We start from the raw sequence: 12,038 nt of genomic DNA on the forward strand, positions 1-12,038 counted from the left end.
TGGTCCACCATCCCAGACGGGCACCTTACGCGCGCGCCGACGGCTCCGCGGCCGGCTCCCGGTCCGGGGTGGCGGGCCCGACCACGGCCGCGCCCGCGCGGCTGCCGCGCAGCGGGGTCAGCAGCCCGCCGCCGAGGACCAGCAGGCACAGCGCCCCGCCCGCCAGGCTGACCGCCGGGACCCCGTGCCGGGCGGCCAACAGCGTGAGCACGGCCGCGCCGACCGGGCCCGAGGCGTTGTGCACCGTCCAGAAGGCGGACGTGACCCGGCCGAGCAGGTGGTCCGGGGTCACCTCCTGGCGCAGGGTCATGCTGCAGATCCCGCCCAGGGTCATCCCGAACATGACGACGGCGGCCAGTGCGGCGATCACCGGCACGCTGCGGCTGACGCCCGTCACCGTCACCCCGACGGCGATCATCCCGACCGAGGCGAGCCAGCACGTGCCGAAGCCGAGGAGCCGGCGCAGTCGCCCCGCGGTCAGGGCCGCGGCGACGGACCCGGCCCCGCTGACGGCGATCACGTAGCCGAGGGTGGCCGCGTCCCGGCCGAGGTCGTGCTGGACCCGGTAGATCAGCAGGTCGGTGGCGCCCATGGTGACGAAGGTCAACAGGGTGAGCCCTACGGTGAGCGGGCGCAGCAGCGGGTTGCTCCACAGGAAGCGGAAGCCGACCACGAACATCTCCCGGAACACCCCGGCCCCGGAATCGGCCGGCGACGTGCCCCCGGCCCCGTCCGCGCCTTCCCCGGCCGGGCGCGCGGTGAACCTGACCCACCCCAGGCTCACGGCGGACACCAGGAAGGTCGCCCCGTCCAGGGCCAGTGCCCAGTCCGCGCCCACTCCGGCCGTGAGGAAGCCGGCCACCACCGGCCCGAGCAGGTTCCCGAGGGCGAAGGTGCCCATCAGCCGTCCGTTGGCGACCGTGAGGTCCTGCGTGCGCACCAGGTTGGGGATGGCCGTCACGTACGCGACGTCGAACAGCGTCCTCAGTACGGCGGCGAGCGCGGTCAGCACGTACAACAGCCAGATCTGCGGCCCGGCGACCCACCAGACGAGCGGTACCGCGCCGAACAGCACGGCCCGCACCAGATCACAGGCGATCATGAGCCTGCGGCGGTCCACCCGGTCCACCACGTACCCGGCGAAGATCCCCGCGCCGATGGAGGTGGCGCTCGAGACGACGGTGACCAGGCCCATCTGGACGATGGATCCGGTGGCGTCGAGGACGAGCAGCGGAAGCGCGAGCATCGAGACGGAGCCGCCGAGCACGGACAGCGCCTGGCCGAGCCAGAAGACGGTGAAGTCCTTGTTCCGCCGCAGCGGCGGAAGCGAATCGTGGGTTCTGGATTCCGCCGAGATGGTGCCGCTCCCCCGTGCCCGCCGGCCGCCTTCGTGGTCGGCCGATGGGGGCGAGCGTAGGCGAGCCGGTCCGCCGCCCGCCAACGCGTTTTCGCCCCGAGATCCCCTAGCCGAGCAGGGCGTACACCGTGGAGGCCGTGGCCGCCGGGTCCTCGGCGCCCTCCGGGGTCAGGGTGATGTCGGCGAAGGCCATCCGCTTGCCGAGCTTGGTCACCCGTACGTGGATCAGTACGTCGGCCCCGACCACCGGCCGCTGGAAGCTGGTGGACTGCTGGACGGTCGTCATCGGCCCGTAGGTCCCGCGGGCGGCGGAGATCGCAATGACGGTGGCCGTGTCGGCGGCCGCCATCATGGCCTGGCCGGACAGGCCGCCGCCGTCCCGGGCCAGCTCGTCCGACCAGGGCAGGCGCAGCACGGCGTGCCGCTCGCCCGTCTCCTGGACGGTCAGCCCGAGGGCGAGCACCCAGGGGGCGAAGTTGTCGGAAAGGATCTTGTCTGCATCTGCCGGTGAGATCGTCACCGGGAGATTGTGGCGGCCCGGCCGGACCGCCACAATCCCCTTTCGGTCAGAGGCTTGCGGCCAGTTCCGTGCCCTGTCGGATGGCCCGCTTGGCGTCGAGCTCGGCCGCCACGTCGGCGCCGCCGATCAGGTGGGCCGGGATGCCCGCCGCGCGCAGGGCCTCGTACAGGTCGCGGCGCGGCTCCTGGCCCGTGCACAGGACCACCGTGTCGGCGGGCACGAGGTGCTGTTCGCCGCCGACGGTGATGTGCAGGCCCTGGTCGTCGATGCGGTCGTACGTGGCTCCCGCGACCGAGACGACGCCCCGGTGCTTGAGCTCTGCGCGGTGGATCCACCCGGTGGTGGTACCCAGACCCGCGCCGACCTTGGTGGCCTTGCGCTGGAGGAGGTGGACCTGACGCGGCGTCGCGGGGCGCTCGGGGGCGGTGAGCCCGCCGGGCCCGGCGTACGTGGTGTCCACGCCCCAGTGGCGGAAGTAGACCTCGGGGTCCTGGGCGGCGCCCTCACCGCTGTCGGTGAGGAACTCGGCGACGTCGAAGCCGATGCCGCCGGCCCCGACGACCGCGACGCGGTCGCCGACGGGGGCTCCGTCGCGCAGCACGTCGAGGTAGCTGACGACGTTGGCGTGGTCGACGCCCTCGATGTCGGGGGTGCGCGGGGTGACGCCGGTGGCGACGACGACCTCGTCGTAGCCCTGGAGGGTCTCCACGTCGGCGCGGGTGTTCAGGCGGACCTCGACGCCGGACTCCACGAGCTGGGTGCCGAAGTAGCGGATGGTCTCCTCGAACTCCTCCTTGCCGGGGATGCGGCGGGCGACGTCGAGCTGGCCGCCGATGTGGCCGGAGGCCTCGAAGAGGGTGACGGCGTGGCCGCGGCCGGCGGCGGAGACCGAGCAGGCGAGGCCGGCGGGACCGGCGCCGACGACGGCGACGCGCTTCTTGGTCCGGGTCGGGGACAGCACGAGCTCGGTCTCGTGGCAGGCGCGCGGGTTGACCAGACAGCTGGTGATCTTGCCGCTGAAGGTGTGGTCGAGGCAGGCCTGGTTGCAGCCGATGCAGGTGTTGATGGTCTCGGAGCGGCCGGCCGCGGCCTTGGCGACGAAGTCGGCGTCGGCCAGGAAGGGGCGGGCCAGGGAGACCAGGTCGGCGCGGCCGTCGGCGAGCAGCTCCTCGGCGATCTCCGGGGTGTTGATGCGGTTGCTGGTGACGAGGGGGACGCTCACCGCGCCCATCAGCCGCTTGGTGACCCAGGTGTAGGCGCCGCGCGGGACGGAGGTGGCGATGGTGGGGATGCGGGCCTCGTGCCAGCCGATGCCGGTGTTGATGATGGTGGCGCCGGCCGCCTCGATCTCCTTGGCGAGGTGGACGACCTCGTCGAGGGTGGAGCCGCCGGGGATCAGGTCGAGCATGGAGAGGCGGTAGATGAGGATGAAGTCCTCGCCGACGGCCGCGCGGGTGCGCCGGACGATCTCCAGCGGGAAGCGGACGCGGTTCTCGTACGCGCCGCCCCAGCGGTCGGTGCGCTTGTTGGTGGCGGCGGCGATGAACTCGTTGACCAGGTAGCCCTCGGAGCCCATGATCTCGACGCCGTCGTAGCCCGCGAGCTTGGCGAGGCGGGCGGCGCGGACGAAGTCCTCGACGGTGCGCTCGACCTCGACGTCGGTGAGTTCGTTCGGGACGAAGGGGCTGATCGGGGCCTGGATGGCGCTGGGGGCGACCAGGTCCTTGTGGTAGGCGTAGCGGCCGAAGTGGAGGATCTGCATCGCGATCTTCCCGCCCTCGGCGTGCACGGCCTCGGTGATCACCCGGTGCTCGGCGGCCTCGTCCTCGGTGGTGAGGCGCGAACCTCCCTCGAAGGGGCGGCCGGCGTCGTTCGGCGAGATGCCGCCGGTGACGATCAGACCGGCGCCACCGCGGGCGCGTTCGGCGTAGAAGGCGGCGAGCCGCTCGAAGCCGCCCTGGTGCTCTTCGAGGCCGGTGTGCATCGACCCCATGATCACGCGGTTCGGCAGGGTGGTGAAACCGAGGTCCAGGGGGCTCAGCAGGTGCGGGTACCGGCTCTGGGAACTCATGGGGGGCGCCTCCTCGCGCGGGGGGTGATGAACCTGTTCTAGCGAGGCGAGGCGGGTTTTGCAACTAAGTGCATAAGCGGATGCCCGCGCCGCGCCCCGCCATCCCAGGGCCCACCGGGCCGGCCCTCCCGTACCTGTGGCGGAGTTCACGCCACCGGGCGCGGCCCGGCCGCGCCCGGTGGACGGCACGGGTCGGTAGCGTCGACCGGATGATCGAAAACCGCTCCTTGATCGTGAACGACCTCCCCCTGGAGTACGAGGTGTCGGGCCCCGAGGACGGCGACCCCGTGGTGCTGCTGCCCGCGCAGGGCGACTGGGCCCCGCTGCGCGACGCGCTCGCGCACGAGCGTCGCGTGTACGTCCCGGACATGAGCAGCCACGGCGGGGAGAGGACGGCGCACCCGTCCTCGGAGCGGATGTGCGACGAGCTGCTCGCCTTCCTGGACGCCCTCGGCCTCGAGCGGGTGGACCTCGCCGGCCGCGCGACGGGCGGGGAGGCGGCCTACTTCGTCGCACAGGCCCAGCCCTGGCGGGTGGCCCGGCTGGTCCTGGAGGAGGTCTCGGTCATCCCCCGCCGCAGCCGGCAGATACGGCCCGAAACCGTGGACGTGGACTGCTTCCTGGCCCCGGAGGAGCGGCTGCGGCCCACGCCCGACGAGTGGGACGCGTTCCGTCGGATCACCGCACCGACCCTGGTACTGGCCGGCGGCCCCGCGAGCCACGTCCTGCAGGAACGCCTCGCGGCACTGGCCGGCCGGATACCCGACGCACGGCTGACCACGATCCCCGTGGGGCACCTCGTCCACGCCGCCGCGCCGCAGGAGTTCGTACGGGCGGTCGTGGAGTTCCTCGACGGGCTGCCCGACGGCGAATCGGCCGAACTCTGGCTGGCCGAACGCGGCGTGGTCCGGACCAGCGGGGGCTCCTGGACGGACGGGGAGTCCGAAGAGGGCCGGCTCACCTCGAGCGAGGTCGCCCACGAGTGGGCCGCGGCGGCCGTCGGGGACGACTCCCTCGGCACGGAGCGCCGGCTGCGGCTCGGCTTCGGCCTCGTGGACCTCCTCGACGAGTACTGGGTGACCGTCGAGATCGGCTTCGCCGTCCGGGGCGCCTCGGATCCGGACACGGCCTGCGCGCTCTGGAACGGCTACCGCACCCGGCTGGCTGCCCCCGCTGACTGCGAAGCGATCGTCTACTCCCTCTGGGTCGACTGGTTCGAGGACCGCGACACCGCGGAGACGGCCTTCACCGAGGTCCTCGGCAGGGACGTCACGCAGCTGTGGCCGGACGCCCCGGAGCCCCTGCTGCGCCGCGCCCGGCGCGTGCTGGAAGCCTCCGGACCGGTGCCCTGGCAGGTCAAGGCGCCGGTCTACCGGGCCGCGACCCGGGTGCCGGCCCTGCACGAGGCGGTCTTCCGGGGCATCCTGCACAGCCACCACGACGTGTACGGCGACCTCGATCCCGTCCGGGCACTCGCCGCCCTCGATCTGCTGGACCTCCCGGAGGACACCGAGCACCTGGCCGAGCTGCGGAGCGCGCTGGAGAGCGGTCCCCGACCCTAACGGCCGGGCCGGGGACCACTGCCGCGGTGGTCAGGCGCGGTGCAGGCGGACCGTGACGATCTGGAACGGGCGCAGGGTGAGCGGGACCCGGGCCTCCGGGGTGGGGACGCCCACCGCCGAGCCCGCGAGCGGACGTTCGAGCAGGTCGCTCTCCACCGCGTCCGTGATCGGGAAGCCCGCCGTGAGGGTGGCCCGGGCGCGGCCGCCGCGGGACTCGTAGAGGCGGACGATCACATCACCGCTGCGGTCCTCGGCCAGCTTGACCGCCTCGACCACCACCGCGTCCTCGTCGACGGCGACCAGCGGGGCGACCGGGCCCGCGCCGCAGACCACCCGCTCGGGCAGGTTCAGCGCGTGGCCCTCGCGGACCGCGTCCCCGATCCCGGCGCCGGGCGCGAGCGAGAAGCCCAGCGTGTGGGAGCCCTGGTCGGTCTCCGGGTCGGGGTAGCGGGGGGCGCGCAGCAGGGAGAGCCGGACCGTGGTGGTCTGGCCGCCGTCGGCCCGTACGTCCCGGGTCACGTCGTGCCCGTACGTGGAGTCGTTGAGCAGCGCCACCCCCCAGCCGGGCTCCTCCGCGTGGATCCAACGGTGGGCGCAGATCTCGAACTTGGCTGCTTCCCAGGACGTGTTGGTGTGGGTGGCCCGGTACACGTGCCCGAACTGGGTCTCGGACGCGGTCCGTTCGGCCTTCACGTCCAGCGGGAAGGCGGCCTTGAGGAACTTCTCCGTCTCGTGCCAGTCCACCTCCGTCACGAGGTCGACCGTCTTGGCCCCGGCCCGCAGGGTGATCTGCTGGACCGCCCCCGACCGGCCGAAGGAGCGGGTCACTCGTACGGTCGCCGCCCGCGGACCGCTCCCGGTGACCTCCAGCCGGTCCAACTCCACCAGGTCGGTGACCCGGTTGCGGTAGAACGCGTCGATGTCCCAGGCGTCCCACATGTTCGGGAAGTCGGGGTGGATCTGGAGCAGGTTCGCCGCGGCGCCCGGGGCGACCGCCTCGCGGCGCGCCTCGAGGTCGTAGACGGAGACGATCAGGCCGCGGCGGTCGATCTCCACCAGCAGCCGGCCGTTGGCCAGGATGTGCCCGCCGCCGTGCCGCTCCTCCACCGTGACCGGCTCCCCCGCCGCGGCCGGGCGGCCGGCCCCGCCGGCCGGAACGCCGCGGCGGGCGTGCGGGGCGCAGTTGAAGACGAGCTCCTCGGCTCCCTGACCCGCCAGCGCCTGCTGCGCGGCGAGGGTGATGCCCTGGAGCTCCTCGCGCACCGCCGCGTACGTCTCGCGCGCCTCGCGGTGCACCCAGGCGATGGACGATCCCGGCAGGATGTCGTGGAACTGGTGGAGCAGCACCGTCTTCCAGATCCGCTCCAGGTCCCCGTACGGGTACGCGTACCCCGCGACCCGCACCGCGGCCGTCGCCGCCCACAGCTCGGCCTCGCGCAACAGGGACTCGCTGCGCCTATTGCCCTGCTTGGTCTTGGCCTGGGAGGTGTAGGTGCCGCGGTGCAGCTCCAGGTAGAGCTCGCCGGCCCAGACGGGCGCGTCCTCGTACTCGGCGCGGGCCCTCTCGAAGAAGGCGTCCGGGCGCTCGATCCGGACCCTCGGGGAGCCTTCGAGGTCCCGTTGGCGGCGGGCGCGGGCGAGGTGTTCGCGGGTGGGGCCGCCACCGCCGTCGCCCCAGCCGAAGGGGACGAGCGAGCGCGAACCATGGCCCTTCTCGCGGTAGTTGCGGGCGGCGTGGGCCAACTGGGCGCCGCCGAGGTCGCAGTTGTAGGTGTCGACGGGCGGGAAGTGGGTGAAGACGCGGGTGCCGTCGATGCCCTCCCACCAGAAGGTGTGGTGCGGGAACCGGTTGACCTGGGACCAGGAGATCTTCTGGGTCAGGAACCACTGGGAGCCGGAGAGCCTCACGATCTGCGGCATCGCGGCGGTGTAGCCGAAGGAGTCGGGGAGCCAGACGTTCTGCGTCTCGATGCCGAACTCGTCGAGGAAGAACTTCTTGCCGTAGAGGAACTGGCGGGCCATGGCCTCGCCGCCGACCATGTTGGTGTCGGACTCCACCCACATGCCGCCGACCGGCACGAACTGCCCGTCCGCGATCTTCTTCTTGACCCGCTCGAAGAGCTCGGGCCGGTACGTCTTGATCCAGTCGAGCTGCTGCGCCTGCGACATCGCGAAGACGAACTCGGGGTGCTGGTCCATCAGGTTGACCATGTTGGAGGCCGTGCGCGCGACCTTGCGGACGGTCTCGCGCAGCGGCCACAGCCATGCGGAGTCGATGTGGGCGTGGCCGACCGCGCTGATCCGGTGCGCGGAGGCGTTGGCCGGGGCGGCGAGCACCCTGGCGAGGCATCCGCGGGCGGCGGCCGCCGTGCCGGGCACGTCGCCGAGGTCGAGGGCGTCCAGCGCCGCGCCGAGGGCCCGCAGGATCTCGTGCCGGCGGGCGTCCGCGGTGTCGAGCTGCGTCATCAGGTCGTAGAGCACCTCCAGGTCCTGGACCAGTTCCCAGACCTCCGTCTCGAAGACGGTGAGCTCCATCCGGGCGAGCCGGTACAGCGGCTGGTCGCCGCTGGTCGGCAGGTCCCCCTCGTACGTGGCCGCGTGGTCGACCAGGACCGGGTTGGAGGCGGCCTCGACGTACCACTCGACGTGTTCGCCGCCCTCGGCCCGGTCGGCCACGCGCACCCAGTCGTTGTACGGGTTGAGGGCCTTGACCTCGCCGCCGTCGGCCCGGTGGACCAGGCCTTCGCACTGGAATCCGGGCATCATCCGGTCGAAGCCGAGGTCGAGGACGGCTTCCACGGTGCGGCCGGCCCAGTCCGCGGGGACCGTACCGGTGACCTTGAACCAGGTGGTGCCCCAGGCCGGGCCCCACGGGTCGCCGATCGCGCAGGGCTCGTAGTGCGCCGCGAGTCCTTCGGCGACGGGGACGGGCTCGCCGGGGGCCTCCCAGCGCTCGACGGTCAGCGGGACCGCGCGGGAGCGGACGGCGGGCTTGACGCGCTCCTTGAGGACCCGGCGGAGGCGGTGTTCGGTGATGCTGCGGTCGTCATGCATGACTGCTGCTCCAGGGAGGGTGGTCGGTACGGACGTGTCGGTACGGACATGTCGGTGGGGCCGTGTCGGTACGGGCGACGGGCGGGCTCGGGTCACGGCTCAGGTCTTGACGGCTCCCTCGCCCACGCCCTTGAAGAAGAAACGCTGGAGGGCGAAGAAGAGCAGCATCATCGGGACGAGCGCGGCCATCGCGCCGGCGGCGACGAGCCGCTGGTCGTTGACGGTGGTGGTGCCGGCCAGGGTCTTCAGGCCGAGCTGGAGGGTGTAGTGGTCGCTGTTCGTGAGGACCAACAGGGGCCACAGGAAGTCGTCCCAGGCGCCCATGAAGCTGGTGATGCAGACGACGGCGAGGGCGCCCTTGGCGGCGGGGAGGAAGACCCGGGTGAAGCGGGTCCATTCGCCCGCCCCGTCCAGGACCGCGGCCTCCTCGACCTCCCGGGGCACGGCGAGGAAGGCCGCCCGCATGATCATGACGTTGAGCACCGAGACCGCTCCGGGCAGCCAGACGCCTATGAGGGTGTCGACCAGGCCCATCTCGCGGACGGTGAGGAACATCGAGATCATCACGGACTCGAAGGGGAACATCAGGGTCGCCACCAGCACGGTGAAGACGACCTGCCGGCCCTTCCAGCCGGCCCGGGAGAGGGCGTAGCCGCCCATCGCCGAGAAGAGCACGTTCGAGGTGATCGCGAGGGCGGCGACGGTGAGGGTGTTGCCGACGTACTGGAGCAGCGGGAAGGACTCGGCGACCCGGACGTAGTTGTCAAGGGTGGGCTGCGCGGGCAGCACGCCGTCGTACACGTTCTCGGTGCGGCCGCGGATCGAGGTCAGGAACTGCCAGGCGATCGGTCCCAGCATGACCACGAGCATCAGCACCAGCGTGGCGTAACGCCCGGCCAGGCCGATCCGGTGGCGCCTGCGGGCGGCGGCGGTGCGCCGGGGCCGCTGCCCGCTCCCGGAGGAGGACGGTGCGTTCATCTCTCGTCCCCCTTCGACAGGCGGCGGCCCAACAGGCTGAAGACCAGGGTCAGGAGGAACAGCAGGATGGAGATGGCGGAGGCGTAGCCGGTCTCGCCGGAGAAGCCGAGCCCGACCTGCCGGATCAGGAAGGGCAGGGTGCGGGCGCCGCCGCCGGGGCCCCCGCTCTCGCCGCCGAGTATGTAGATCTCGGTGAACACGCGCAGCGCCGAGATGGCGGAGAGGGTGCCGACCAGCAGCATCATCGGCTTCACCTGGGGCACGGTGATGCTGAAGAAGCGGCGGACGGGGCCGGCGCCGTCGATCGCGGCCGCCTCGTGGAGGGTGGCGGAGACGTTCCCGAGGGCCGCCAGGTAGAAGACCATGTAGTAGCCGAGGCCCTTCCACACGGTCACGATCATCGCGGAGACCAGCAGCATCGCGGAGTCGGTCAGGAACGGGATCGGCTCGGAGACGAGGTGCAGCCGCTGGAAGACGGTGTTGACCAGACCGTCGCTGCGCAGCACCCACTGCCAGATCAGCCCGACGACCACGGCGGAGGCGATCACCGGGGTGTAGAAGGCGGAGCGGAAGAAGCCGATGCCGGGGATCTTCGCCTGTACGAGGACCGCGAGGGCCAGCGGCAGGAGGACCAGGCAGGGGACGACGACCACGAGGTACAGCACGCTGTTGCCGGTCGCGACCCAGAAGTCGGGGTCGGCGAAGGCGCGCCGGTAGTTGTCGAGGCCGACGAAGCTGCCGCCGCGCAGGATCTGTGCGTCGGTGAGGGAGAGGACGACGGTGTTAACGAACGGCCAGAGGCTGAACAGCGCCACCATTGCGAGGCCGGGCGCGAGGAACAGGTAGGGAGCCCACCAGCTGCGGTGGGGCAGTCCGGTCTCGGTCTCCATGGCCCGCAGGGCGCGCCGCCGGCGAGCCGCTCCGCGACGCCGTTCGTGCGTCGTGGCGCAACGCCGTCCGTGTGTACCGCGGCCTCGTCCGTCCACCGTACCGACGCCCCGCGGCTCGCCGGCAGCGGCGCCGCCGGTCACTTCGCGGCCGCGGCGGCGAGGAGCTTGTTCGCCGCCTCCTGCGCCTTCTGCACGGCGGTCCGGGGGTCCTGTTCGCCCTTGATGGCCTTCTGCACCTCGCGCACGACGGCGTCGCCGACCTGGTTGGTCCACTGGACGGGGGTGTTGGCGTCGAGCGCGGCGGTCCTCAGCTGGTCGGCGCCGACCGCGCGGGCGAGGGTCTCCGCGTCCTTGCCGTCGCCCTTGTCGGAGAAGAACGGGTCGGCCAGGCCCCGGGCGTTGGACGGGTAGATGGTGGCCTTCCTGGAGAACTCCACCTGGTTGGGGCCGTTGGTGACCCACTTGGCGAACTCGGACGCCGCGTCCACGTGCCGGGTGTCCTTCCTGATGCCGAGCGACTGGGCGTAGATGCCGATGTGGCCGAGCATGCCGGTGACGGCCCCGGCGACCTGGGTCTTGGCGTAGATCTGCGGGGCGTTCTGCTTGATGTCCTTGACGAAGCCCGGGGATCCCGGCCCGAAGACGAGCTTGCCCCCGCCGTAGAGCTGGTTGATGTCGTCCGACTTGAGGAGGGACTCCTTGGGCATGGCGCCCTTGGTGTAGAGGTCCTTCATCCGCTCCACCCACCGGACGGCCTGGTCGGTGTCGAAGGCGAAGCGGTCCCGCTCCGCACTGAGGATCGGGACGCCCATCTTCTGCCAGTCCCCGGGCAGCCGGCCCTTGGGGTCGGCCATGAAGGCGGCGTACCGGCCGCCCGAGGAGGCGGCGATCCGCTCGGCGTAGTCGAAGAACTGCTCCACACTGGTCGGCGGCGCGGCCGGATCCAGACCGGCCTCCTCGAAGAGCTCTCTGTTGTAGGTGAGGATCTCCGGGGTCACGTACCAGGGGTAGGCGTACACGCTGTCGCCCTTGCCGGGCAGCTTGAACTGCTCCCAGGCGCCCGGCACGTACTCCTTGGCCGACGCGCCGTCGAGGGCGGCCACGTCGGCGAGCATGCCCCGGTCGCCGAGGAGCTGGAAGGAGTCGGTGGAGAGGTTGACCACGTCGGGGAGGGCTCCGGCCTGGGCGTCCGCGACGAGCTTCTCGTTGTAGCCGTCGCCGGGGACGTCCTCCCAGGTGACCTTGACGTCGGGGTACTGCTTCTCGAAGGCGTCGATGACCCCTTGGACGTAGGCCGTGAAGGTGGGCTTCAGTTGGAGGGTCCGGAAGGTGATCTCACCGGCCACCCTGCCCGTCCGCTGCGCCTCCTTCGCGTCGGCGGCGCCGCCGCCCAGGCCGCACGCGGCGGTCGTCAGGAGGGCTCCCGTGGCCAGCAGGGCTACAGCGATACGGGTCGGGTTCGAACGGGTCATCGTCGCCGCCTTTTCAGAAGTCCGGCCTCATCGCCGGAGGCGGTGCCCACGGTCGCCCGAAAGCAAGACCTCGTCAATGAGGCAGGAGGACGGCTGGCCGGTGACGCATTGCTGCCGAATGGCACGACCTGGCC

At 71.9% G+C, this 12,038-nt stretch carries 8 protein-coding genes; 1 reads left to right on the top strand and 7 read right to left on the bottom strand.

Going from position 1 to position 12,038, the window contains the following annotated elements; translation table 11 throughout:
• Positions 1-25: 25 nt before the first annotated feature.
• The 3 genes from OG386_RS09125 to OG386_RS09135 all read right to left on the bottom strand — a co-directional run bounded on the left by OG386_RS09125 (position 26) and on the right by OG386_RS09135 (position 3,948).
• The gene (locus OG386_RS09125; protein ID WP_328793197.1) at positions 26-1,357 is read right to left on the bottom strand and encodes an MFS transporter; all 1,332 of its coding nucleotides are present in this window, start codon (positions 1,355-1,357) and stop codon (positions 26-28) included.
• Positions 1,358-1,463: 106 nt separating this feature from the next.
• Positions 1,464-1,877 carry a PaaI family thioesterase gene (locus OG386_RS09130; RefSeq protein ID WP_030011856.1) on the bottom strand — a complete coding sequence of 138 codons (414 nt, stop codon included), beginning with the start codon at positions 1,875-1,877 and terminating at the stop codon, positions 1,464-1,466.
• Between the two features lie 46 nt (positions 1,878-1,923).
• The gene (locus OG386_RS09135) at positions 1,924-3,948 is read right to left on the bottom strand and encodes an NADPH-dependent 2,4-dienoyl-CoA reductase (RefSeq protein WP_328787667.1); all 2,025 of its coding nucleotides are present in this window, start codon (positions 3,946-3,948) and stop codon (positions 1,924-1,926) included.
• A gap of 209 nt (positions 3,949-4,157) precedes the next feature.
• Between OG386_RS09135 and OG386_RS09140 the strand changes: the two genes are divergently transcribed.
• The gene (locus OG386_RS09140; RefSeq protein ID WP_328787668.1) at positions 4,158-5,510 is read left to right on the top strand and encodes an alpha/beta fold hydrolase; all 1,353 of its coding nucleotides are present in this window, start codon (positions 4,158-4,160) and stop codon (positions 5,508-5,510) included.
• A gap of 30 nt (positions 5,511-5,540) precedes the next feature.
• Here OG386_RS09140 and OG386_RS09145 read toward each other — a convergent pair whose 3' ends face one another.
• The 4 genes from OG386_RS09145 to OG386_RS09160 form a co-directional block, all read right to left on the bottom strand.
• Positions 5,541-8,564 (bottom strand): alpha-mannosidase, encoded by a 3,024-nt coding sequence (locus OG386_RS09145; RefSeq protein ID WP_328787669.1) that lies wholly within the window; start codon positions 8,562-8,564, stop codon positions 5,541-5,543.
• Positions 8,565-8,663: 99 nt separating this feature from the next.
• Positions 8,664-9,542, bottom strand: a complete 879-nt coding sequence (locus OG386_RS09150) for a carbohydrate ABC transporter permease (RefSeq protein ID WP_327382056.1) — start codon at positions 9,540-9,542, stop codon at positions 8,664-8,666.
• Positions 9,539-10,432: a carbohydrate ABC transporter permease gene (locus OG386_RS09155; RefSeq protein ID WP_328787670.1), complete on the bottom strand. Its 894-nt coding sequence runs from the start codon at positions 10,430-10,432 to the stop codon at positions 9,539-9,541. Before OG386_RS09155 ends, OG386_RS09150 begins: the two co-directional genes overlap by 4 nt.
• A 137-nt stretch (positions 10,433-10,569) precedes the next feature.
• Positions 10,570-11,904, bottom strand: a complete 1,335-nt coding sequence (locus OG386_RS09160; RefSeq protein ID WP_328787671.1) for an ABC transporter substrate-binding protein — start codon at positions 11,902-11,904, stop codon at positions 10,570-10,572.
• Positions 11,905-12,038: the final 134 nt, after the last annotated feature.

It is taken from the genome of Streptomyces sp. NBC_00273 (assembly GCF_036178145.1).
Classification (GTDB): Bacteria; Actinomycetota; Actinomycetes; order Streptomycetales; family Streptomycetaceae; genus Streptomyces.

Coding starts and splice junctions, on each gene's coding strand:
- OG386_RS09155 (WP_328787670.1), bottom strand. CDS start 10,432: ATGGAGACCGAGACCGGACTGCCCCACCGCAGCTGGTGGGCTCCCTAC.
- OG386_RS09160 (WP_328787671.1), bottom strand. CDS start 11,904: ATGACCCGTTCGAACCCGACCCGTATCGCTGTAGCCCTGCTGGCCACG.
- OG386_RS09135 (WP_328787667.1), bottom strand. CDS start 3,948: ATGAGTTCCCAGAGCCGGTACCCGCACCTGCTGAGCCCCCTGGACCTC.
- OG386_RS09145 (WP_328787669.1), bottom strand. CDS start 8,564: ATGCATGACGACCGCAGCATCACCGAACACCGCCTCCGCCGGGTCCTC.
- OG386_RS09140 (WP_328787668.1), top strand. CDS start 4,158: ATGATCGAAAACCGCTCCTTGATCGTGAACGACCTCCCCCTGGAGTAC.
- OG386_RS09150 (WP_327382056.1), bottom strand. CDS start 9,542: ATGAACGCACCGTCCTCCTCCGGGAGCGGGCAGCGGCCCCGGCGCACC.